Annotated in this window: 23 protein-coding genes; 21 read left to right on the top strand and 2 right to left on the bottom strand. The window is 72.9% G+C overall.

The annotated features are described in order from the left end of the window. Positions 1-88: 88 nt before the first annotated feature. The gene (locus tag AB0B68_RS06875) at positions 89-886 is read right to left on the bottom strand and encodes a BTAD domain-containing putative transcriptional regulator (protein WP_357206111.1); all 798 of its coding nucleotides are present in this window, start codon (positions 884-886) and stop codon (positions 89-91) included. Between the two features lie 425 nt (positions 887-1,311). Between AB0B68_RS06875 and AB0B68_RS06880 the strand changes: the two genes are divergently transcribed. From AB0B68_RS06880 to AB0B68_RS06930, 11 genes are all read left to right on the top strand, one after another. Then, positions 1,312-1,650 carry a TcmI family type II polyketide cyclase gene (locus tag AB0B68_RS06880; RefSeq protein ID WP_355007983.1) on the top strand — a complete coding sequence of 113 codons (339 nt, stop codon included), beginning with the start codon at positions 1,312-1,314 and terminating at the stop codon, positions 1,648-1,650. Continuing rightward, positions 1,647-3,395, top strand: coding sequence for an acetyl-CoA carboxylase carboxyltransferase subunit alpha (locus tag AB0B68_RS06885; protein ID WP_357258215.1), 1,749 nt, complete (start codon positions 1,647-1,649; stop codon positions 3,393-3,395). Before AB0B68_RS06880 ends, AB0B68_RS06885 begins: the two co-directional genes overlap by 4 nt. Continuing rightward, positions 3,392-3,922, top strand: coding sequence for an acetyl-CoA carboxylase biotin carboxyl carrier protein (accB, locus tag AB0B68_RS06890; protein WP_357206107.1), 531 nt, complete (start codon positions 3,392-3,394; stop codon positions 3,920-3,922). The genes AB0B68_RS06885 and accB overlap by 4 nt, the downstream gene beginning before the upstream one ends. A 19-nt stretch (positions 3,923-3,941) precedes the next feature. After that, positions 3,942-5,372: an acetyl-CoA carboxylase biotin carboxylase subunit gene (locus tag AB0B68_RS06895; RefSeq protein WP_357258217.1), complete on the top strand. Its 1,431-nt coding sequence runs from the start codon at positions 3,942-3,944 to the stop codon at positions 5,370-5,372. After that, positions 5,369-6,124 carry an SRPBCC family protein gene (locus AB0B68_RS06900; RefSeq protein WP_357197544.1) on the top strand — a complete coding sequence of 252 codons (756 nt, stop codon included), beginning with the start codon at positions 5,369-5,371 and terminating at the stop codon, positions 6,122-6,124. The genes AB0B68_RS06895 and AB0B68_RS06900 overlap by 4 nt, the downstream gene beginning before the upstream one ends. Further along, entirely contained in the window at positions 6,117-6,512 is a 396-nt protein-coding gene (locus AB0B68_RS06905; RefSeq protein WP_357197541.1) for a cupin domain-containing protein, read from the top strand. The genes AB0B68_RS06900 and AB0B68_RS06905 overlap by 8 nt, the downstream gene beginning before the upstream one ends. Then, the gene (locus AB0B68_RS06910; RefSeq protein ID WP_357197538.1) at positions 6,509-7,783 is read left to right on the top strand and encodes a beta-ketoacyl-[acyl-carrier-protein] synthase family protein; all 1,275 of its coding nucleotides are present in this window, start codon (positions 6,509-6,511) and stop codon (positions 7,781-7,783) included. The genes AB0B68_RS06905 and AB0B68_RS06910 overlap by 4 nt, the downstream gene beginning before the upstream one ends. Then, entirely contained in the window at positions 7,780-9,054 is a 1,275-nt protein-coding gene (locus tag AB0B68_RS06915) for a beta-ketoacyl synthase N-terminal-like domain-containing protein (protein ID WP_357197535.1), read from the top strand. The genes AB0B68_RS06910 and AB0B68_RS06915 overlap by 4 nt, the downstream gene beginning before the upstream one ends. Then, positions 9,051-9,368 (top strand): antibiotic biosynthesis monooxygenase family protein, encoded by a 318-nt coding sequence (locus AB0B68_RS06920; protein ID WP_357197532.1) that lies wholly within the window; start codon positions 9,051-9,053, stop codon positions 9,366-9,368. Before AB0B68_RS06915 ends, AB0B68_RS06920 begins: the two co-directional genes overlap by 4 nt. 155 nt (positions 9,369-9,523) lie before the next feature. Continuing rightward, entirely contained in the window at positions 9,524-10,351 is an 828-nt protein-coding gene (locus AB0B68_RS06925) for a M55 family metallopeptidase (protein WP_357197529.1), read from the top strand. 433 nt (positions 10,352-10,784) lie between these two features. Further along, the gene (locus tag AB0B68_RS06930) at positions 10,785-12,134 is read left to right on the top strand and encodes a class I adenylate-forming enzyme family protein (protein WP_357258220.1); all 1,350 of its coding nucleotides are present in this window, start codon (positions 10,785-10,787) and stop codon (positions 12,132-12,134) included. On the opposite strand, the gene AB0B68_RS06935 is transcribed toward AB0B68_RS06930, so the two are convergent. Next, complete coding sequence (locus AB0B68_RS06935) at positions 12,062-12,748, bottom strand: 4'-phosphopantetheinyl transferase superfamily protein (RefSeq protein WP_357197523.1); 687 nt, start codon at positions 12,746-12,748, stop codon at positions 12,062-12,064. The genes AB0B68_RS06930 and AB0B68_RS06935 overlap by 73 nt on opposite strands. Positions 12,749-12,763: 15 nt before the next feature. Between AB0B68_RS06935 and AB0B68_RS06940 the strand changes: the two genes are divergently transcribed. From AB0B68_RS06940 to AB0B68_RS06985, 10 genes are all read left to right on the top strand, one after another. Continuing rightward, complete coding sequence (locus AB0B68_RS06940; RefSeq protein WP_355007995.1) at positions 12,764-13,030, top strand: acyl carrier protein; 267 nt, start codon at positions 12,764-12,766, stop codon at positions 13,028-13,030. Further along, positions 13,030-13,275, top strand: coding sequence for an acyl carrier protein (locus AB0B68_RS06945; protein WP_357197519.1), 246 nt, complete (start codon positions 13,030-13,032; stop codon positions 13,273-13,275). Before AB0B68_RS06940 ends, AB0B68_RS06945 begins: the two co-directional genes overlap by 1 nt. Further along, positions 13,268-14,371 carry a beta-ketoacyl synthase N-terminal-like domain-containing protein gene (locus AB0B68_RS06950; RefSeq protein WP_357258222.1) on the top strand — a complete coding sequence of 368 codons (1,104 nt, stop codon included), beginning with the start codon at positions 13,268-13,270 and terminating at the stop codon, positions 14,369-14,371. The genes AB0B68_RS06945 and AB0B68_RS06950 overlap by 8 nt, the downstream gene beginning before the upstream one ends. Beyond that, positions 14,368-14,880, top strand: coding sequence for a beta-ketoacyl synthase chain length factor (locus AB0B68_RS06955; protein ID WP_357197513.1), 513 nt, complete (start codon positions 14,368-14,370; stop codon positions 14,878-14,880). Before AB0B68_RS06950 ends, AB0B68_RS06955 begins: the two co-directional genes overlap by 4 nt. Then, complete coding sequence (locus AB0B68_RS06960; RefSeq protein ID WP_357258224.1) at positions 14,877-16,493, top strand: class I adenylate-forming enzyme family protein; 1,617 nt, start codon at positions 14,877-14,879, stop codon at positions 16,491-16,493. The genes AB0B68_RS06955 and AB0B68_RS06960 overlap by 4 nt, the downstream gene beginning before the upstream one ends. Beyond that, complete coding sequence (locus AB0B68_RS06965) at positions 16,490-17,728, top strand: beta-ketoacyl-[acyl-carrier-protein] synthase family protein (RefSeq protein WP_357197507.1); 1,239 nt, start codon at positions 16,490-16,492, stop codon at positions 17,726-17,728. Before AB0B68_RS06960 ends, AB0B68_RS06965 begins: the two co-directional genes overlap by 4 nt. Before the next feature lie 75 nt (positions 17,729-17,803). Then, positions 17,804-18,895 carry a 4-hydroxyphenylpyruvate dioxygenase gene (gene hppD, locus AB0B68_RS06970; RefSeq protein ID WP_357258226.1) on the top strand — a complete coding sequence of 364 codons (1,092 nt, stop codon included), beginning with the start codon at positions 17,804-17,806 and terminating at the stop codon, positions 18,893-18,895. Beyond that, positions 18,892-19,821 carry a phytanoyl-CoA dioxygenase family protein gene (locus AB0B68_RS06975; RefSeq protein WP_357258228.1) on the top strand — a complete coding sequence of 310 codons (930 nt, stop codon included), beginning with the start codon at positions 18,892-18,894 and terminating at the stop codon, positions 19,819-19,821. The genes hppD and AB0B68_RS06975 overlap by 4 nt, the downstream gene beginning before the upstream one ends. A 1-nt stretch (position 19,822) precedes the next feature. Next, positions 19,823-20,614 (top strand): DUF3050 domain-containing protein, encoded by a 792-nt coding sequence (locus tag AB0B68_RS06980; protein ID WP_355008003.1) that lies wholly within the window; start codon positions 19,823-19,825, stop codon positions 20,612-20,614. Next, positions 20,611-21,582, top strand: coding sequence for a thiamine pyrophosphate-dependent dehydrogenase E1 component subunit alpha (locus tag AB0B68_RS06985; RefSeq protein WP_357197497.1), 972 nt, complete (start codon positions 20,611-20,613; stop codon positions 21,580-21,582). The genes AB0B68_RS06980 and AB0B68_RS06985 overlap by 4 nt, the downstream gene beginning before the upstream one ends. The last annotated feature ends 1 nt before the right edge of the window (position 21,583 follow it).

A 21,583-nucleotide genomic window follows, 5' to 3' on the forward strand; every position in this document is an offset into this window, starting at 1 on the left:
GGTGCCACGTGCTCTGTGCGCCCACCGTGCCGTAGCGCCTGTCACATCACCGTCACGTAGGCCGAACGGACGGTGACGGCCACCGCTGTCACGTACGCCGGACCGCGGGTGACGGGCGGTCGGCGACGGCCTCGCGGCTGGCCTGGCGGATCGGGGCGAGGGTGTCGTCGAGCAGGGCGCTCATGGCCGGGCTCGGCTCCAGCCGCAGCTCCCGGCGCAGCAGGTCCCGATAGACGTAGAAGGCGTGCACGGCTTCGAAGGCGTTGCCCTCGGCCAGGTGGATGCGGACCACCAGCCGGTGTGGCGTCTCCCGTAACGGCTCGGCGGCCATCGCCTCCAACGCGGCTTCGAGGGCCTCGCCGTGCCGCCCCGCGGCCAGGTGGTGCCCGGCCACCTGTTCCAGCATGTGCAGCCGGAGTTGGCGCAGGCGTTCCCGGTCCAGCAGCACCCAGTCGTCGTACCAGCCGGGCAGGAGGTCGTGCCGCCCGGCGGCGAGCGCGCCGGCCGCGGTGCGCGGGTCGTCGCCGTCCCGGACCCGGGCCGCGGTGCCGACCAGGTCGTCCACGTCGAGCCGGACGGCCGGGCCGAGGCGTACGGTGTCGCTGGCCACTGTCATCGGGCAGCACGGGTCCTGTCGCAGCCGCCACAGGGCGGTACGCAGGGAGGACAGCGCCCGTTCCTCCGACGCGTCGGGCCAGAGCAGCCCGGCGAGCTGGCTGCGGGTGGCGCCGGGGCGGAGCCCGATCAGCGCGATCACCCGTTGCAGCCCGCGCGGCACCACGACCGGCACCGCCTCGCGGAGGAGCCGGAACCCTCCGAGCAGGTGCAGTGAGACGCCCTCCTCGGGCGGGTCTCCGGCGGTCGGCACGGACGAATCAGCGGCCACGGCGGCACCCCCTGCGGAACGCTCGTCCCGACTGTCTGCTGTGTCCCGGATCGGTTGCCCTCGACGCCACTGTCGACCCCGCCGATCGCGGCGTGGCCGGGCGCGGCCCCGCCCGCCGAGGCCGCCGGGCTGACCACGCTGAAGATTATCAATAACGGTCACGTTGCGTCAACGCCGACGTGGACGTTCTATTGGCGACGGCCAACCCGAAATCGGTTCTGAACTGCATAAACATTAGCGCATCGAACCCACCCGGCACATAGCTGATACACAGGTTGCGTCAACGCAGCGTCACCGTCATCCGTCGCTGGCCGACCTGGCACGGTGACGCCGCCGTGACGAGGATCGGCGCATCGTGTCGGCAGTCGTCCAGCGCGTCCGGGGGCCACCCGTCGCCGGCCGGACGCCGTGGGGGGAGGCCCAACATGGACCGATCACTGATCATCGCGAAGGTCGATCCGACCGCCGAGGAGCGGGTCGCCGAGATCTTCGCCGAGTCGGACGCGACGGAGCTGCCGCGCCTGGTCGGTGTCCGGCACCGCTCGCTGTACCGACTGCACGACCTCTATGTGCACCTGCTCGAGACCGCCCAGCCGGCGGAGGGCGCGGTGGAGGCCGCGCGTGACCACCCCGAGTTCATCCGAGTCAGTGACCGCCTACGCCCGTACGTGTCGCCGTACCTGTCGACCTGGCGCTCGCCGCGCGACGCCATGGCGCGGTGCTTCTACCGGTTCGACTCCCCGGACACCGGGCGGCGGTCGTGACGGCCACCGCGCCGCGTGAAGAGCAGCTCTGGTCCCGCTGCGCGGGCTGCGCGACCCTGCTCTACCGCAAACGGCTGCGCCGCAACCTCGACGTCTGCCCGGAGTGCGGGGAGCATGCCCGACTCGGCGCGCCGGAACGCCTGCGCCAACTGGTCGACCCGGGTTCGCTGCGCCTGCTGCCCGACCGGCTGCCGGGGGCGGACCCGCTCGACTTCGTCGACGTGCTGCCGTACCCGCACCGGCTCACCGGCGCGCGGGCCAGCACGGGTCTTGCCGAGGGGGTCGTCTGCGCCACGGCCACCATCGGCGGGAACCCGGTGACCCTGGCGGTGATGGACTTCCGCTTCCTCGGTGGCAGCCTGGGCTGCGCGGTCGGCGAGCTGATCACCAGGGCCGCCGAACGGGCGCTCGACGACCGCACGCCGCTCGTCCTGATCACCGCGTCCGGCGGGGCGCGGATGCAGGAAGGCGCGCTGTCGTTGATGCAGATGGCGACCGTCAGTCAGGCCATCGCCGCGTTGCGCGAGGCGGGACTGCTCACCGTGAGCGTCCTCACCGACCCGACCTACGGCGGAGTGGCCGCCTCGTTCGCCACCAACACCGATCTGGTGCTCGCCGAGAGTGGCGCGCGGATGGGCTTCGCCGGCCCCCGGGTGATCCGTCAGATCACCGGGCGGGCCCTGCCGGAGGGCTTCCAGACCGCCGACTTCCTGCTCCGACACGGGCAGGTCGACATGGTGGTGCAGCGCCGGTCGCTGCGCGGACGGCTGACGGCGCTGCTCGCCGCGACCCGCGCCGGCCGTCCGGCGCATCCGCCCGTACCCCGTCAGGAGCCGGCGTCGCACCGCGAGCGCCTTGCCGACGACGGCGCCGTCGTGACGGGGCCGACGGACCCGGCGGCCGAGGGAGACGCCGGCAACCCGGCGGTACGCGACGCGTGGGACACCGTCCGGATGGCGCGGCACCCGGGGCGGCCCACCACACTGGACTACCTGGACTCGGTTTTCGACGGGTTCGTGGAGCTGCACGGCGATCGGCTCGGTGCGGACTGCCCGGCCATCGTTGGTGGGGTGGCGCGGTTGGCCGGCCGGCATGTGATGGTCATCGGTCACCAGAAGGGGCACACCACCGCCGAGCTGGTCGCCCGCAACTTCGGCATGGCCAGCCCGGCCGGGCACCGTAAGGCGCTGCGGCTCATGCGCCTCGCGGCCCGCCTCGGCCTGCCCGTGGTCACCCTGGTGGACACCCCCGGCGCCGACCCGGGGGTGAGCGCCGAGGAGCACGGCCAGGCGGCGGCCATCGCGGAGAACATCCTCACCCTCACCGTGCTGCCCACCCCCGTGCTCGCGGTGATCACCGGCGAGGGTGGCAGCGGCGGCGCGTTGGCGCTGGCGGTGGCCGACCGGGTGCTGATGCTCGAGAACGCCGTCTACTCGGTGATCAGCCCCGAGGGGTGTGCGGCGATCCTCTGGCCGGACCGGTCGGCGGCCCCGCAGGCCGCCCGCGCCCTGCGACTGACCGCGCCCGACCTGCGCCGGCTCGGGGTTGTCGACGAGGTCGTGCCGGAGCCGTCGAGCGCCGCGCACGACGACCCGGCGGAGGCCGCCCACCGGTTGCGTGCCGCCCTGCTGGCCAACCTCCTGCCGCTGCTGGACGTGCCGCCGGCCATGCTGGTCCGGCTGCGCCGGCAACGCTTCCGACGGTTCGGCGCGAACCGCGTCGGCGCTCGGGCGGGCCTGCGATGACGGCCGGCGACGGGGCGCTGTCGACAGTCGACGCGTCCGACGACGTCGGGGTGAACGGCGAGGAGGCCCTCGCCGGGCTGCGCCGGCAGGCGCAGCACCTGATCGCCGAGCTGGCCGGGCCGGTGCGCCGGATCCGGCTGCGCAGCGGGCCGGCGGTGCTGGAGGTCGAGTGGCACCCCGAGGAGGCGACCCGACCGGACGTACCCCTGCCCCGGGCCGAGGCGGCACCGGCGGTCGGTCCGGCGCCCAACGCCGCCCCTGCAATGCTCCGGCCGCCGGTGCCCGGGCGTGCCGCGGTGCGGGCACCGATCGTCGGCACCTTCTACCGGGCGCCGGAGCCGGGCGCGCGGCCGTTCGTCGCGGTGGGCGACCTGGTCCGCCCCGGCCAGCCGGTGGCCATCGTCGAGGCGATGAAGCTGATGAACGAGGTGACCGCCGACCGGGCCGGCCGGGTGGCCGCGATCCTCGTCGAGGACGGCCAGCCGGTCGAGTACGACCAACCGCTCGTCGAACTGGATCCGGCATGACGGCGCGGGGTGGTTGACCATGTTCGAGACCGTGCTGATCGCCAACCGGGGCGAGATCGCGCTGCGGGTGCTGCGCGCCTGCAAGGAGCTCGGCGTCCGGACGGCGGTCGTCTACTCCGCCGCCGACGCCGACTCGGCGGCGGTACGCCTCGCCGACCAGGCCGTCCGGATCGGACCGGCGTCGAGCCGGCGCAGCTACCTCAACGCCGCCGCCATCGTGGAGGCGGCCCGGCAGGTGGGGGCGCAGGCCGTGCACCCCGGCTACGGCTTCCTCTCCGAGGACGCCGACTTCGCCGAGATCTGCGCCGACAACGGGCTGACGTTCATCGGCCCGCCACCGGCGGTGATGGCCGCGCTGGCCGACAAGTCCTCGGCCCGCGCACTGATGAGCCGCGCCGGCCTGCCGCTGTCGCCGGGCAGTGTCGCGCCGGTACCGACCGCCGCCGCGGCGGCCGAGGTGGCCGACGCCGTCGGCTACCCGGTCATCGTGAAAGCCGCCGCCGGGGGCGGGGGCCGGGGGATGACAGTGGTACGCACCCCGGGCGAGCTGCGCCGGGCGTACACCCGGACCCGGGCCGCCGCGCAGGCAGCCTTCGGCGACGACCGGGTGTACGTCGAGCGTTACCTCACCGAGGCGCGGCACGTCGAGGTGCAGGTGCTCTGCGACGCCCACGGCAACGGGGTGCACCTGGGCACCCGGGACTGCTCGGTGCAGCGCCGGCACCAGAAACTGGTCGAGGAGGCACCCGCGCCGGCGCTGCCCGCCGCCGTTCTCGACACCATCGCCGAGACCGCCCTGCGGGGTGCCCTCAAGGTCGGTTTCGTTGGCGCCGGCACGCTGGAGTTCCTTGTCGACGCCGAGGAAAAGTTCCACTTCCTGGAGATCAACTGCCGGATCCAGGTGGAGCATCCCGTCACCGAGATGGTCACCGGGATCGACCTGGTCCACGAGCAACTCCACATCGCCGCCGGCGTACCGCTGCGGTGGCGGCAGAAGGAGATCCGCCTGCACGGCGTCGCGGTGGAGTGTCGGGTCAACACCGAGGACCCCGGGCGCGGCTTCGCCCCCACCCCCGGCCGGTTGGAGCGGTTCACCCCACCCGGTGGCCCGTTCACCCGGGTGGACACCCACGCCAGCGCCGGTTACCTGGTCGGTCCCTGGTACGACTCGCTGCTCGCCAAGGTGATCGTCTGGGCGCCCGACCGGGAGCTGGCCCTCAACCGGCTGGAACGTGCCCTGGACGAGTTCGACGTCGCCGGTCCGGGCGTGCACACCACCATCCCGTTCGTCCGGCGGGTGCTCGACGACGCCGCATTCCGCAAGGGCCGCTACACCACCGGCCTGGTCGACCGTCTGCTCTCCGCGCCCGCTCCGGGGCCGACGACCACCCCCGCACCGCGTACCGCGCCCGCCGCAGATCCCGACGCAACCCACAGGAGGACCCGATGACCGTCACCCATGGTCGCCCGATGACCGCCGAGATCACCGACATCCTGGTGGCGCACTGCGGGCTGGACGCCGACGCCGCGGCCCGCGCGCCCGCCGCGTCGCTGGAGGAGCTGGGCATGGACTCGCTCGCCCTGCTGGAACTGTCGGCGGTCGTCGCCGACCGCTGGCAGGTGGCCATCCCCGAGCAGGCCGGACAGCTGAGCATCCCGGCGGTGGCCGACCTGGTCGCCCGCCGCGCCGACCCGCCCGGGCACACCGAGAACAGCGTGGTCATCGACGCGCCGCTGGGGCTGGTCTGGGAGGTCACCAACGACGTGGCGAACTGGACCGAGCTGTTCACCGAGTACGCCGTGGTGGAGATCCTGCACCGCGAGGCGCACACGGTGCGGTTCCGCCTCACCATGTACCCCGACGAGAACGGGGTGTCCTGGAGCTGGGTCAGCGAGCGCACCGCCGACCCGGTGAGCAGGCAGGTCCGGGCGCACCGGGTGGAGACCGGGCCGTTCGAGTACATGCGCATCCACTGGCGCTACACCGAGGAGGCCGGTGGCACCCGGATGACCTGGACGCAGGACTTCGCGATGAAGCCGACCGCGCCTGTCGACAACGCCGCGATGACCGAGCGGATCAACACCAACAGCGTGATCCAACTCGCGGTGATCAAGGACCGGGTGGAGCGGATCGCCTGGCAGCGCGCCGACCAGGGCGCGCCGACCGCCAGCGACGCACCGACGGGAGCCGACGATGAGTGACCTGAGCACCCGCCCGATCGCCGCCCGGGACGTACCCGCCGACCGTCGGCGCGGCGGTGAGCTACGGGTGCTGCTCGGCCCCCGCACCGTCGGCAGCACCTCGGGTTTCCTCGGTGTGGCCACACTCGAGCCGGGGGAGCGGATCGCCGAGCACTACCACCCGTACAGCGAGGAGTTCCTGTACCTGGTGCGGGGCGCGATCACCGTCGACCTGGACGATCACCCGACGCTGCTGGCCGCCGGTGAGGGGCTTTTCGTCCCGGTGAACGTGCGGCACCGGCTGCGCAACACCGGGGTCGAACCGGCCGAGGTGGTCTTCCACCTGGGCCCGCTCGCCCCCCGACCCGAACTGGGCCACGTCGACACCGAACTGGTGGAGGCACCATGACCGGGCGCCGCACGGTGGTGACCGGGATCGGGGTGGTGGCCCCGGGCGGCGCCAGCCGGGACCGCTTCTGGAAAACCATCACCGAGGGGCGCACCGCCACCCGGCGGATCAGTTTCTTCGACCCGTCGGCGTTCCGGTCGCAGATCGCGGCGGAGTGCGACTTCGACCCGGTCGCGGCGGGCCTGAGCGAGGCCGAGCGACGCCGGGCCGACCGGTACGTGCAGTTCGCGCTGGCCTGCTCCGCCGAGGCGGTGGCCGACGCCCAGTTGGAGCTCACCGACGCGCAACGGGACCGGGCCGGGGTGGTGCTGGGCACGGCGGTGGGCGGCACGATGGCCTTGGAACAGGAGTACGTCACAGTGAGCGAGCACGGCCGACGGTGGCTGGTGGACGGGACGCGCGGTGGCCCGTACCTCTATCAGGCGCTGGTGCCCAGCAGCCTCGCCGCGGACGTGGCGTGCCGGCACGGGCTGCACGGTCCGGCGCAGGTGGTGTCCACCGGCTGCACCTCCGGCATCGACGCCATCGGGTACGCCCACCAGATGATCGTGGACGGTGAGGCGGACGTGATGCTGGCCGGCGCGTCCGACTCGCCGATCTCGCCGGTCACTGTCGCCTCGTTCGACGCGATCAAGGCGACCAGCCCGGACAACGACGACCCGGCACACGCCTCCCGCCCGTTCGACGCCGACCGGCACGGGTTCGTGCTGGCCGAGGGCGGGGCGGTGCTGGTGCTGGAGGAGGCCGGCCACGCCCGGCGTCGGGGAGCGCACATCTACTGCGAGGTGGCCGGCTACGCCAGCCGCAGCAACGGCTTCCACATGACCGGGCTGCGGCCGGACGGGCTGGAGATGGGCCTCGCCGTCACCGACGCGCTCCGGCAGGGCCGGATCCTGCCCGAACAGGTCTCCTACATCAGCGCCCACGGCTCGGGCACCCGGCAGAACGACCGACACGAGACGGCCGCGTTCAAGCGGGCGCTGGGCCAGGCCGCGTACCGGATCCCGATCAGCTCGATCAAGTCGATGGTCGGGCACTCGCTCGGCGCGATCGGGTCGATCGAGATGGCCGCGTGCGCCCTCGCCATCGAGTTCGGTGTGGTGCCGCCGACGGCGAACTGGAGCACCCGGGACCCGGAGTGCGACCTGGACTACGTACCCAATGAGGCACGGGAGGTACCGGTGGACGTGGCCCTCTCGGTGGGCAGCGGCTTCGGCGGTTTCCAGTCGGCCATGGTCTTCCGTCGGATGCTCGGCGCGGTGGCGGCGTGAGCGCCGCTTCGCACAGTGGCGGCGCGACGGCCCGGGCGGTGGTGACCGGCATCGGGGTGGTCGCACCGAGCGGCATCGGCGCGGACGCGCACTGGCGCACGGTCCTCGCCGGCACCCGCCGGACCGGGCCGATCACGTTGTTCGACCCGGTCGGCTATCCGACGCGCTTCGGAGGGGAGGTGCCCGGCTTCACCGCCGACTCATACGCCGACAGTCGACAGTTGGTGCAGACCGACAGGTGGACGCACCTCGGCTTCGCCGCCACCCGGCTGGCGCTGGCCGACGCCGGCCTGCCCGACCGGGCACCCGACCCGTACGGCTACGCGGTGACCCTGGCCAGCTCGTCCGGGGGCAACCTGTTCGGTCAGCGGGAACTGCAACGGCTGTGGGGCGGCACCTCACGGACGGTCGGGGCGTACCAGTCGATCGCCTGGTTTTACGCGGCCAGCGTCGGGCAGCTCTCCATCCACCACCAGTTCAAGGGCCCGAGCGGGGTGCTGGTCGCGGAGTCGGCCGGCGGGCTGGACAGCCTGGCCCACGCCGCCCGCGCGGTGCGCCGGGGCACCCCGGTCGTGATCGCCGGGGCCACCGAGTGCCCGTTGAGCCCGTACGCGCTCGCCTGCCAGCTGCGCTCGGGGCTGCTCAGTGACGTCGCCGACCCGGAGCGGGCGTACCGGCCGTTCGACGCCACCGCCAGCGGCTACCTGCCGGCCGAGGGCGGAGCGGTGTTCGTGGTGGAGGAGTTGGGGCACGCCCTGGCCCGGGGCGCCCGGGTCTACGGCGAGGTGAGCGGGTGGGGCTCCACCCACGACGCCGCGCACACCACTGCGGAGAGCAGCGGCGACCCGGCCCAGTACGCGCGGGCGATGCGGCTGGCCCTGGACCGGGCGGGCGTCGCCGCCGCCGGAATCGACGTGGTGCTGCCCGACGCTCTCGGCGTGCCCCGCTACGACCGCAGCGAGGCCGAGGCGCTGCGGGCAGTGTTCGCCGACCGGCCGCCCCCGGTGACCACGCAGAAACCGCTGACGGGTCGGGCGTACCAGGGCGGCTCGGCGTTGGACGTGGCCACCGCGCTGCTCGCCTTCGCCCACGACACGTTGCCCGCGTCGGCGGGCCCGGACGAGGTGGCCGAGGGCTGCGAGCTGGACTTCCTGCGCGAGCACCGTCGACCGCGCAGTCGACTCGCCCTGATCTGCGCGCGGGGCTTCGACGGGTTCAACAGTGCGCTGGTCCTGCGCGGGGCCGCGCCGATGAGGGGAGAGGCGTCATGAGCGACAAACGGGCCCGGGTGGTCTTTCTGGTACGGGTGCCGGTGCCGCGCACCGAGGCGTTCCTCGCCGCGTACGAACAGGTGCGGCACCTGGTCGCCGGCGGTGTGCCGGGGCACCTGGTCGACCAGGTGTGCCGGTCGTCGACCGACCCGGAGCAGTGGCTGATCACCAGCGAGTGGGCGAGCCTGGCCGACTTCGAGGAGTGGGAACGCAGCCCTGAGCACCGGGACCTCGTACGCCCGATGCGGGAGTGCTTCACCGACGCCCGTTCGCTGCGCTTCCACATCCACGCCCAAACCCCAGCCCTGGCCTGAGGGTCCTTCCCGCCCCCCGGTGCCGCCCCCGTCGCCCTCTTCCCGCGATCTTGCACTTGGTGTCGCGACATAGGGGGCATGTCACGCGTCTCGACGACCGAAACTGCAAGATCGACGCGGTGGGGACGGGTTGCGGCGCGTAGGGTCTTGGAGTTGTGAAGGTACTGATCTCCGTCGACATGGAGGGCGTCTCGGGGATCGTTCACCCCACCGAGACGAATCCGGATCGGTACGACTACGAGCGCGGCCGGGCGTTGATGACGGCCGAGGCGAACGCGGTGATCGCCGGGGTCCTCGATGCCGAACCCGAGGCGGTCGTGTGGGTCGCCGACGCGCACGGGACGTTCCGGAACATCCTGCCCGAGGACCTCGACCGGCGTGCTCACCTGGTGCGGGGCAAACCCCGGCCGCTGGGCATGCTCGCCGGGCTGGACGAGCACACGGATGCCGTCCTGCTCGTCGGCTATCACGCTCGGGCGGGTGCCGGGCCCGCCGTGCTGGCCCACACGATGAGCGACGCCATCCTCGACGTACGGGTGGCCGGGCGGTCGCTGGGCGAGATCGGCCTCAACGTCGCCATGGCAGGGCACCACGATGCGCCCGTCGTCCTGCTCAGCGGGGACGACACCGCCTGCGCCGAGTTCAGCGCGTTGGTGCCCTCGGCGGTCACCGTCGCCGTCAAGCAGACCCTGGGTCAGGCCGCCGCGGTGGCCCTGCATCCGCAGGAGGCACGGGAGCGGCTGCGCCATGCCGCCGCCGACGCGATCGCCCGGCGCGCCTCGATCCCACCGGCGCAGATGGCCGGGCCGGTTGACGTCGAGGTCGATCTGTACGGGCCGTACATGGTCGACCTCGCGGTTCTGGTCCCGGGTGTTACCCGCGTCGGTGGCGGCCGGACGGTCGCCTTCCACGCCGCCGACGTCGCCGAGGCGTATCGGCTGGTTCAGCTGCTCGTCGAACTCGCCAGCATCAAACCGAGCTGAGGCCTGTTTCATCAGAACTGGCCGGCCTGCGCCTTGCCGGTGGCCGCCCGGACACCGCCTCGGCTCGGCCGCCCTGATGAACTCGACCGCCCTGATGAACGCGCCTTGGCGCCCGAGAGCCGTCTCGTTCGGCGGCGACCTCGCCGCCATCGGCCGTCCGGCTGGGGACGCGCGACGGTTGTACGAGGCGTCATGCCTCGGTGACGTTCTGCCAAATCACCCGCCCGATCATGCCCGCCGAACGGGCTGTCGGCAATCCGGCTGGCCGCTGCTTTTGATCCATCCATTCGCATCTAGCAATGGCCACGTGGGAGTCGTATGGTTCCCCGCAGCACCCCGACAAGCGTACGTGATGGGCGGATTCGCCCTCTTTCATGCTGGGCGGTGAACGGCAGTGACGGCAGAAGATCCTACGGCGACAGACCCCGGCTGGGTGGACGAAGTCCTCTTCGCCGGCCACCCGACCGACGTTTGTCTTCGTCTGCCCGAGCCCGTCGACCGGGCGACCCTGCACCGGCTGGTCACCGCCGCGCAGGAGCGGCTGACCACCGCCGGACTGCGCCCCGGTGGTGCCGTGGCGCTGCGGTTGCCGCCGTCGCTGGCGTACGTGGTGAACCTGCTCGCCACCTGGCGCGCCGGGGGGCAGGCGATCCTGCTCGACCACCGGCTCACCGACCACGAGGTGGACCGGGCGCTGACCCGGTTGGCCCCGCAGGTGGTGGTCGCTCCGGTGCGGACCGGTGGCGGCGCCCTGAAGATCTTCGTCGACGTCACCGAGGGCGTCACCCGGTACGCCGACCGCCCGGCGGTCAGCGGCCACGCCGTGATCCAGCTCAGCTCCGGCTCCACCGGCCCGTCCAAGGTGATCGGCCGCACCGCCGCCGACCTGGTCGCCGAGGTGCACCGCTACACCCGGATCGACGGGGTGGCGCTGCCCGGCGAGCGGATCATCCTGCTGCCCTCGATGATGCACGTGCTCGGCCTGGTCGGTGGCCTGCTCTACGGGCTGCACGCCGGGGTCGAGCTGGTGCCACCGGAGCGGCTCAGCGGTGACGCCGTCCTGGCCGCGATCAGCGCCGGCCCCACGCCAGCCACGGTGCTCGGCGTGCCGTTCCACATCGGACTGCTCGCCTCCACCCGTCCGAACGGTCCACTGCCACAGTTGCGGCGGATGACCACCGGGGGTGAGCTGGTCCCGGCCGCCGTCGCCCGGGCGTTCACCGACCGGTACGGCGTACCCCTGGGCAACATGTACGGGATGACCGAGGTCGGGGTGATCGGCACCGACCTGCACGGGTCGCACCGACCGTCGATCGCCCCCGCGCCCGGGATCGAGGTCCGCGAGTCCGGCGGTGAGCTGTGGGTGTCCTGCCCGGCGTCGCCGTACGTCGGGCTGAGCGACCCGACCCGCTGGTCCGACGGGTGGCTGCACACCCGCGACGCCGGGACCGTCGATGACGACACCGGCCTGGTCACGGTGCGCGGTCGACTCGACTCGCAGGTCTCCGTCGGCGGGATGAAGGTCGACCTGACCGAGGTGGAGGCCACCGTCGCCGAGCTGACCGGCGTCGCCGCCGCCGTGGTGGTCTGGGACGACGGCATCACCGCGTACGTCCAACCGGACGGCCCGCTGTCGGAGGAGACGCTGGACAAGCTCCTCGCCGAGCGGTTGGCCGGCTACAAACGGCCCAGGGCGCTGCACCTGCTCGATCAGTTGCCCCGTACCACCACCGGCAAGCTGGTCCGCTCGACCGACGCGCTGCGCTCGGCGGTCACCCCGTGACCGGGCCGCTGCATCACCTCGATGCCGACCTGCTCGCCCGCGTGCGCGGCGACGGCCAGGACGAGGCCCCCGCCCAGGTGCGGATGACCGACGCACAGGTGCTCGGCGCTGGGCACCGGCCGCAACGGCAGCCCCGGCGGCGGCATCAGCCGGCGCAACCCGCCGCCGCGCAACCCCTGCCCGAGCGCCTTGCCGACCGCCTCCTTGGCGGTCCACAGCCGCAGGAAGTCCACAGTCCGGCTGGCCTCGGGCCGATCGCCCAACCAGGCCAGCTCGGCGGGCGGGAACCAGCGGCGGGCCAGCGCGAGCGCCGGCAGCGGGCGGATCCGCTCCACGTCCACCCCGACCGCGCCGGCTTGACGGGCGGCGACCACCACCAGCCCGGCGGTGCGGCTGACGCTGACCGCCAGCTCGACCGACCCGGTCACCTCGTCGACCCGGACGACCGGCCGTCCCTCACGGTCGTGCGTCAGCACCAGCTGGGCGTCCGGGCGACCGAGCAACAGAGCACCCGCCCGCCGCAGCAGCACAGCGGCCGGATCCGGCTGACCGCCGGTGTCCCGGCCGACCCACACGTAGGCGGTGTCCCGACCGGACACCGTCAGCTGAGCCACGCAGAAAGGGTATCCATGAGAGCCGAGGTCCGCGCCTTCGTCGTCGAGCAGCTCGCCGACATGAACTACGACGTCGAGGGGCTCGACGACGACACCACGCTCGGCCCTTCCGGCGTCGACCTGGAGTCACTCGCCCTGGCCGACCTGTCCGTCCGGGTCGAGGACCGGTACGGCCTGACGTTCGCCGACGACGAGTCGGAGCAGCTCGCCCTGATGACGGTCGGCGAGTTCACCACAATGGTCGCCGATCGGGTCACCGAGGCGACGAGCGACAAGAGCTGATGGGCGGTCAGCCCGATCTGGGGCGAGCTGACCTGATGACCATGCTCGCCGAACTCACAGCGAAACCGGCTGCCGACGTGTCCGACCGGATCGGCTCGATGGAGCTTGCCTGGCTGGTGCACCTCGTCGAGCAGCGCTACGAACGCCGGCTCGACCTCACCGACGAGGAACTGGCCGGCATCCGCACAGTCGACGACGCCCTGGTGGTGTTCCAGGCGTCGCTGACCGCCTCCGCAGATGGTTGAGGCGCGCGTAGCCCAGCTCACCGGTGTGTACGCGGTCAGCGCCCTGGGGCGGGGCGCCGACGCGCAGCTCGCCGGGGTGTTGGCCGGCGTGCCGGCGTTCGGGCCGGTGGACCGATTCGACACCGCCTCCCGCCGGGTCACAGTGGCGGCCACCCTGCCCGAGGTCGCTACCCTCCCCGACGAGTTGGCCACCGCGATCGACGCGGCCTGCCGCGCGGCCGGTCTGAACCGCGCGCAGCGCGCCGGGTGTGCCCTGCTGCTCGCCGTGCACGGCGGCCCGGCCGTGGGCCCGACGCCGGCCGTGCTCGCCGGTCAGCTCGCCGCGCGATGTGGACTGTCCGGGCACACCCGGGTCTACACCAGCGCCTGCGTGTCGGCCAGCACGGCGGTGGCCGACGCCGCCGCCCGGATCACCCGGGATGATGTCGGGCGGGTCGTGGTCGCGGCCGGCTACCTGGTGGAGTCGGACCAGTACGCGCTCTTCGACGCCGGTCGCGCCCTCGCTGTCGACGGGGCGGTCCGCCCGTTCAGCGCCGGCCGTCGAGGGTTGCTGCTGGGCGACGGCGTGGCCGCGGTGGTGCTGGAGTCGAGCGCCGTCCGACGACGCGGTGTCGAACCGGTGGCCGCAGTGGTCGGTTGGGGGCGGGCCGGCGACGCGTTCCATCCCTGCCAGCCGGAGCCCGGCGGCACCGGGCTGGCCCGCGCTGTCGACGGCGCGCTGCGCCGGGCCGGGCTGCCACCGCAGTCCGTCGGCTACGTCAACGCCAACGCCACCGGTACCGCGCAGAGCGACGCCGCCGAGGCCGCCGCCCTGCGTCGGGCTCTCGGCGGTCATGCCGCCCAGGTCCCGATCAGCTCGACGAAGTCGGTGCACGGGCACGCGCTGGAGGCGTCCGGGTTGCTCGAACTGGTGGTCACCGCGCTCGCGCTGCGCCACGGCGACCTGCCGGTCAACGCCGGATGGCTGGGCCCCGACGACTCCTGCCCTCTGAACGTCGTCAAAGACCGTCCGCAAAGGACGGAGGCCACCCACGCCCTGACCCTCAACGCCGCCTTCGGTGGCGCCAACACCGCTCTCCTGGTCGGCGTCGGATGACCGGATCGCCGGGGGAGAGGGCTCGGGCTCTCTGGCCCGAGGGCGGGGACGTCGGGGGCACCGTGGCGGGGGTGCCGGGGTTCGTGCACTCGGACTTCGCGCCGGTGGTGGTGGCCGTCGCGGAACGGTGTCTGCGGCGGGGATACGGGTCGGCGGGAGTGCCCGCCGGGGTGCGGACGGGAATCGTGCTGGTCAGCGCCAGCGGTGATCTCGCCAGCGCTCGGCACGTACGGGCCACCGTCGAGGCCGGCGGGCGGGTCGGCCCGCTGTTCTTCTTCCAGTCCGTGCCCAACAGCGTCGCCGGGCACCTCGCGGCCCGCTGGAACCTGCGAGGACCGGTGGTCTGCCTCAGCCCGACCGGCGACCCGTACACCGACGGTGTCGCCGAGGCCGACCTGCTGCGCGACGACGGCGACACCGACGAGGTGTTGCTGATCCTGATCGAACAGGCACCCGACGGGCCGACCGAGGCGGTCGCGGTGCTGCTGGGGGGAGGAGCACGACCATGAGGACACGGGGACTGCGCGGCGCACTGGCCGCCGACACCGAACTGGGCGCGGGCAACGTCCTGGCCCGGGTGCTGGCGCACGGCGCCGACCCGGACGGGCCCGGCCTGACCTTCGACACCGCCGTCGACGGGCACCCCGCCGAGACGCCGCTGACGCTGGGCCGGCTCGATGAGCGGGTCGCCGCCCGCGCCGCCTGGCTGCACGAACAAGGAGTACGCCCCCGCGACCCGGTCGCCGTCTGGGCCACCGCCGCCGCCGACATGGTGCTCAGCTTCCTGGCGCTGGCCCGGCTCGGGGCGATCCCGGCGCTGATGAACGGCAAACTCCGCCCAGAGATCGCCGCCGAGTACATCCGCCGCCTGCGGGGCGTCGGTGTGCTGGCCGACGACGCGCACACCGCGCTGCTGGCCGGGCACGACCTCGGCGTACCCCTGCTAGGCACTCCCGCGCAGGCCGGCACGGGTGACCCGGCCGCGGCCCCGGCGCACTACCGGCACCACCCGGACGACCCGATCGTGATCACCCACACCTCCGGGACGACCGGGGTGCCCAAGGCGGTGCTGCACTCGCAGGCCAGCCTTTTCGCGGCCACCCGGCACCTGCTCACCATGCCGCAGGCGCAGGGCACCACCCGGATCCTCAACGCGCTGCCCGCACCGCACACCGCGACGGTGCTGATGGTCAACCAGGCGCTGGGCAACCGCGCGCAGATCTTCCTGCTCTCCGAGCAGGGCGGCGAGCAGGTGCTGGACGCCATCCAACGCTGGCGCCCCGACGGGGTGTTCGGTTTCTCGGTCACCTGGGCGGAGTTGGCCCGCTTCGACCTGTCCGGGTACGACCTGGACTCGGTGCGGCTGTGGTTCAACACCGGCGACGCCTCGCACGAGCCGCACATCCGCCGGCTGGTCGCGGTCGGTTGGCGCGACACCATGACCCGCGACGGGGTGGCGAAGGTGCCCGGCTCGGTCTTCATCGACGGGTTGGGCTCCAGCGAGATGGGGCACTCGATGTTCCACATCACCCACCGCGCCGACACCGACCGGTACGGCCGCTGCATCGGCCGCCCGTACCGGTTCGCGAAGGTGGCGGTGCTCGACGCCGACGGTGAGCCGGTGCCGGTCGGCGAGGTGGGTTTCCTGGGCATCGACTCACCGTCGCTGTTCCGAGGCTACTGGAACGACTCGGTCACCACCTACCGCTTCCGCCAGCGCGGCTGGTACCTCACCGGTGACCTGGTGCGCGCCGACACCGACGGCCGCTACTACCACCTGGACCGGGCGGTGGACTCGGTCGACGCGGGTGACGGGCGGCGGTTCTTCACCGCGCTGTCCGAGGAGCGCATCCTCGCGGACTGCCCGGACGTCACCGACTGCACCGTGGTGATCGTCGCCGAGGCCGGGGCGGTCGTCACCGACGTGCTGCTGGAGTTGGCCGCTGGCGCCGACGAGGCCGAGGACCGCACCGAGCGGGTCCGCGCCGCCCTCGGCCCGGACCTCGGCGCCACACTGCGTCGGGTCGTGCCGGTGCGCTCCGCCGACATCCCGGTCACCGTGACCGGGAAGGTCCGCAAGGTGGTCCTGCGCGAGCGCTACCTCACCGAGGCACGCTCATGACCGCGTTGATCACGGGGATGGGTCTGTTCACACCGGTCGGTCGGGGCGTCGAGGAAACCTTTGACGCGCTGACCACCGGCCGGTCCGGGCTGACCCGCCCGCCGGAGGGGCACCCGGCGAGCGAGTCGCTGGACGTCGCCGGCCTGCTGCCCGACATCGACCCACGTACCGTCGCGTCCGGGCCGGAGACCCGGGTGCTGGACCGGATCGTCGTCCTCGCCCTGCTCGCCGCCGCCGACGCTCTCACCGACGCCGGCATCGAGGTGGGCCGCGACGTCGACCCCGACCGGATCGGTGTGATCGTCGGTGGGGTCGGCGGGATGGCCACCCTGGAGTCGCAGGTGCTGGCCCGGGCGGCCCGGGGTCGGGCGGCGGTCAGCCCGTACCTGCTCACCGGGATCCTGCCGAACATGCCGGCGGCGCGGATCGCCATCGCGCACGGCATCCGCGGCTACAGCTCGTCGGTCGGCACGGCCTGCGCCTCCGGCGCCCAGGCGGTCGCCGACGGGGTGCGGCTCATCGCGACCGGCGAGGTCGACGTGGTGCTCTGCGGGGCCAGCGAGGCACCGCTCTTCCCGACCTTCGCCGACACCTTCGGCAACGCGCGGGCGTTGGCGCGCGCCGGCACCGACCCGGGCCGGGCGAGTCGGCCGTTCGACACCTCCCGCAGCGGGTTCGTCCTGTCCGAGGGCGCCGCGCTGCTGGTGCTCGAACGCGCCGAGCACGCCGCGGCCCGCGGCGTCGCCGGGTACGCGGAGGTGGCCGGTCACGGCGCGACGACGGACGCGTACCACCCGACCGCCCCCCGCCCGGACGGTGCCGGCGCGGCGGCGTGCATCCGCCGGGCGCTGCGCAGCGCCGGTGTGCCAGCGGCGGCGGTCGGATACGTCAACGCGCACGGCACCGGCACGAAGCTCGGTGACATCGCGGAGACCACGGCGCTGGCCGACGTCTTCGGCGTCGGCGGTGTGCCGGTCAGCTCCACCAAGGCGCTCACCGGTCACCTGCTCGGTGCCTCCGGGGCGCTGGAGGCGGCGGCCACCGCGTTGGCGCTCGGTCGGGGTCTGCTGCCGCCGACGTACCACCTCGACGATCCGGATCCGGCCTGCCCGGCGGACCACATCCGTGGCACGGCCCGCAAGACAGACCTGGAGTACGCCGTCACCAACTCGTTCGGGTTCGGCGGCCAGAACGTGAGCCTGCTGCTGGCGCGCGTCGCCGAGCCGAGGGGGTGATCGAGGCGGCATCCCGGGCGGGGTGTGCCCGGACGGCAACACAGGGGGAATCCGGTGGGAAGGGTTTCAGGCGACATGGACATCCGTGGTATCGACCACATCGAACTCTATGTGGGGGACGCCCGACAGGCGGCCTTCTACTTCAGCACCGCCGTCGGCTTCGAGATCTGTGGCCAGGGCGGTCCGGAGACCGGGCTGGCGGGGCAGCGCTCACTGCTGCTCTGCCACGGCGACATCCGGTTGCTGCTCACCTCCGGGCTGAGCGCGGAGCATCCGGCGTCGCGGTACGTGCAACGCCACGGTGACGGCATCGGGGTCGTCGCCGTCGAGGTCGACGACGTGCCGGCCGCGTACGCCGAGCTGGTGGGTCGGGGCGCGACCGGGGTGACGCCGCCGACCACCCGCACCGGCGCGGACGCCGAGGTGGTGATCGCCGAGGTGGACGGCTTCGCCGACGTGCGGCACCGGCTGGTGCAGCGCCGGGGCGAGGGGAGCGAGTTCCTGCCCGGCGCCATCACCGCGGCGGCGTCCACGACGGACGGCCACCCGCCGGTGCTCGCCGAGATCGACCACCTGGCGGTCTGCGTGCCGCCCGGCCAGCTCGACGAGACGGTCCGGCACTTCGAGGCGCTGTTCGACTTCGCGCAGATCTTCGAGGAGCACATCGAGGTCGACGGACAGGGCATGAACTCCAAGGTGGTGCAGAGCCCGTCCGGGCGGGTCACTGTGGTGCTGCTCGAACCGGACCGCAACCGGCGACCCGGGCAGATCGACGCGTTCCTCGACCAGCACGCCGGTGGGGGAGTGCAGCACCTGGGGCTGCGCACCGACGACATCGTCGGCGCGGTCGAGGCGCTGGGCCGGCGCGGGGTGCGCTTCGCCGGCACCCCCGCCAGCTACTACGACGCCCTGGAGGCGCGGGTCGGTCGGGTCGACGCCCCACTGCACCGGCTGCGCGAGCTGGGTGTGCTCGTCGACTCCGACCACGACGGCCAGCTGCTGCAGATCTTCGCCGAGTCGATGCACGTGCGTCGCACGCTCTTCCTGGAGTTGATCGAGCGGCGCGGCGCGCGCGGCTTCGGCAGCGGCAACATCAAGGCCCTCTACGAGGCCAAGGAGCGGGAACTGGCCACCGCGGTGGCCACACCACAGGGGGTGGGGGCATGACCGCGACGGAGTACGAGCCGACGTTGACCGCCGAGGAGCAGGCGCTGCTGCCGTCCGACGACGACGTGCGGCACTACGCCGAGCACGGCTGGTACCTGTCGAAGAAGGTGTTCACCGACGACGAGGTGGACGCCCTCGCCGCCGCCACGCAGCGCTACTACGACGGGGAGCGGGACCGGCGGCTGCCGGTACGCCCACCGAAGCTGGCCTACTGGGAGCCGTCCAAGGGCCCGGTGCAGCGGCACAACGACTACGTCCACCACGAGCACGACGGGCTCGGCGCGATCCTGCGCAAACCGCTGCTCGGCGCGGTCGCCGCCCGGCTCGCCCGAGCCGACGAGATCCGGGTCTTCCAGTCCACGCTGATCTACAAACCGCCGATCTCCGGCGAGCCGAGCAACATCGTGCCCTGGCACTTCGACAAGCACTACTGGGCGTCCTCGTCGTCGGAGAAGATGCTGACCGCGTTCATCCCCTTCCACGACTGCGGGGAGGAGATGGGCACCATCACGATGGTCGACGGTTCGCACCGGTGGAAGGAGATCGGCGCGGACGACACTGTGGTGCGGCACTTCGCCGACCGGGACCGCAGCCAGCTGGAGGAGATGCTGGCCGAGAACGCCGCGTACAACGGCGCGGAGATCCGCAAGATCCCGATGGTGATCCCCATGGGGCACGTGAGTTTCCACCACTGCCGCACCTACCACGGCAGTGGCCCCAACGTCAGCGGTCGCCCCCGGCAGGCGATCTCGCTGCACCTTCAGGACGGCGACAACGCCTGGCGGGAGTATCCGCTCTCCGACGGCACGCTCGCCTCGTACAACCACGACGTGCTGGTCCGCCGCACCCACGACGGGCGGCCGGACTACGCGGACCCCGATTACTGCCCGGTCATCTGGCGCCACCGCGCCCAGCAGGGAGGCTGACATGTCACGCTACGACTGGGGTAAGACGCACCCGGGCATCGAGCGGTTGGAGCGGGCGGTGACCGACCGGCGCGACGCCGTGGTCAAGCACCCGCTCTACGCCAACCTCGACACCCACGACGCGCTGGTCACCTTCATGCAGCACCACGTCTTCGCGGTGTGGGACTTCATGTCCCTGCTGAAGTCGCTGCAACGGCAACTGACCTGTGTCACGGTGCCGTGGATCCCGACCGGCCCGACCGGCAGCCGCCGCCTCATCAACGACATCGTCATGGTCGAGGAGAGCGACGAGCTGGGCGGTGGCTACATCAGCCACTTCGAGCTGTACGTGCGGGGCATGGCCGAGGCCGGCGCGGACACCACGGCGGTGAACGCGCTCATCGACCTGCTGCGCGCCGGCCGACCCGTCACCGAGGCGCTCGCCGAGGCCGGGGTGCCGGCCGCGTCGGCGAGGTTCGCCGCGACCACCTGGCAGATCATCGAGTCCACCCCGGTGCACTGCCAGGCGGCGGCGTTCGCGTTCGGCCGGGAGGACCTGATCCCGGACATGTTCACCCAGGTCGTCTCGGTCAACGAGGTCAGCAACCGGCTGCACACCTTCGTCGACTACCTGGAGCGGCACATCGAGGTCGACGGCGAACAGCACACCCCGATGGCCATGCAGATGCTCGCCGACCTGTGCGGCGACGACGACACCAAGTGGCAGGAGTGCGCCGACACCGTCAACACCGCCCTCGCCGCCCGGGCACGGCTCTGGGACGACATCCTGGCCGCCATCAAGGGGCCCGTGTGACCGACGCCGACCCGGTCCGGCTCTACCGCACGGTCCGGCTGATCCGCCGGTTCGAGGAACGGGCGGTGGAGATGGTCCACGGCGGGCAGATCGTCGGCGGCATCCACCCGTACCTCGGTCAGGAGGGGATCGCCGCCGGCGTCTGCGCCGCGCTGGGCGCCGACGACGTGCTCGCCGGCACCCACCGCGGGCACGGGCACGTCCTGGCCCGCGGGGCCGACCCGGCCCGGATGCTCGCCGAGCTGTGCGGCCGGGTCACCGGCCTCAACGCCGGCCGGGGCGGTTCGATGCACGCCGCCGACCTGAGCATCGGCGTGCTCGGGGCCAACGCGATCGTCGGCGCATCGGGGGCGATCATCACGGGTGCGGTCTGGGCCCACCGCCGCCGGGGCCGCGACACCGTCGGGGTGAGCTTCTTCGGCGACGGCGCGGTCAACGAGGGGATGCTGCTGGAGGCGTTGAACCTGGCCGCGCTCTGGCGGGTGCCGGTGCTGTTCGTCTGCGAGAACAACGGTTACGCGACCACCATGCCGGTGGCCGGCGCGGTGGCCGGCAGCATCGCCGGCCGGGCCGCCGCGTTCGACATCCCGGCCGTCCAGGTCGACGGCCAGGACCCCGAGACGGTACGCGTCGCCGCGTGCGCCGCCGTCGACCGGATGCGCGCCGGCGGCGGCCCCGAGCTGATCGAGGCCCGGACCTACCGCTTCGACGTGCACCACACCTTCGAACACGCGGTACGCCTCGACTACCGGCCCCCCGACGAGGTGACCCGTGGTCGGGCCCGGGACCCGGTGCGCATCCAGGGTGAACGCCTCACCGACACCGACCGCGCCGCCGTGGACGCCGAGGTCGAGGCGACCCTCGACGCGGCGGTGCGGTTCGCCCTGAACAGCCCGCAACCCGACCCGGCCGACGCGTTGACCTACCTGTACGCCAGCGGCCTGACCGCCCGCACCGGAGGTGGCTGAG

This window comes from Micromonospora sp. NPDC049049, assembly GCF_040649115.1.
Lineage (GTDB): Bacteria > Actinomycetota > Actinomycetes > Mycobacteriales > Micromonosporaceae > Micromonospora.

Bases quoted from the DNA above. Each gene is read 5' to 3' on its own strand.
- AB0B68_RS06880 (WP_355007983.1), top strand. From the start codon at position 1,312: ATGGACCGATCACTGATCATCGCGAAGGTCGATCCGACCGCCGAGGAG.
- accB (WP_357206107.1), top strand. From the start codon at position 3,392: ATGACGGCCGGCGACGGGGCGCTGTCGACAGTCGACGCGTCCGACGAC.
- AB0B68_RS06895 (WP_357258217.1), top strand. From the start codon at position 3,942: ATGTTCGAGACCGTGCTGATCGCCAACCGGGGCGAGATCGCGCTGCGG.
- AB0B68_RS06900 (WP_357197544.1), top strand. From the start codon at position 5,369: ATGACCGTCACCCATGGTCGCCCGATGACCGCCGAGATCACCGACATC.
- AB0B68_RS06905 (WP_357197541.1), top strand. From the start codon at position 6,117: ATGAGTGACCTGAGCACCCGCCCGATCGCCGCCCGGGACGTACCCGCC.
- AB0B68_RS06910 (WP_357197538.1), top strand. From the start codon at position 6,509: ATGACCGGGCGCCGCACGGTGGTGACCGGGATCGGGGTGGTGGCCCCG.
- AB0B68_RS06920 (WP_357197532.1), top strand. From the start codon at position 9,051: ATGAGCGACAAACGGGCCCGGGTGGTCTTTCTGGTACGGGTGCCGGTG.
- AB0B68_RS06940 (WP_355007995.1), top strand. From the start codon at position 12,764: ATGAGAGCCGAGGTCCGCGCCTTCGTCGTCGAGCAGCTCGCCGACATG.
- AB0B68_RS06945 (WP_357197519.1), top strand. From the start codon at position 13,030: ATGGGCGGTCAGCCCGATCTGGGGCGAGCTGACCTGATGACCATGCTC.
- AB0B68_RS06950 (WP_357258222.1), top strand. From the start codon at position 13,268: ATGGTTGAGGCGCGCGTAGCCCAGCTCACCGGTGTGTACGCGGTCAGC.
- AB0B68_RS06955 (WP_357197513.1), top strand. From the start codon at position 14,368: ATGACCGGATCGCCGGGGGAGAGGGCTCGGGCTCTCTGGCCCGAGGGC.
- AB0B68_RS06960 (WP_357258224.1), top strand. From the start codon at position 14,877: ATGAGGACACGGGGACTGCGCGGCGCACTGGCCGCCGACACCGAACTG.
- AB0B68_RS06965 (WP_357197507.1), top strand. From the start codon at position 16,490: ATGACCGCGTTGATCACGGGGATGGGTCTGTTCACACCGGTCGGTCGG.
- hppD (WP_357258226.1), top strand. From the start codon at position 17,804: ATGGACATCCGTGGTATCGACCACATCGAACTCTATGTGGGGGACGCC.
- AB0B68_RS06975 (WP_357258228.1), top strand. From the start codon at position 18,892: ATGACCGCGACGGAGTACGAGCCGACGTTGACCGCCGAGGAGCAGGCG.
- AB0B68_RS06980 (WP_355008003.1), top strand. From the start codon at position 19,823: ATGTCACGCTACGACTGGGGTAAGACGCACCCGGGCATCGAGCGGTTG.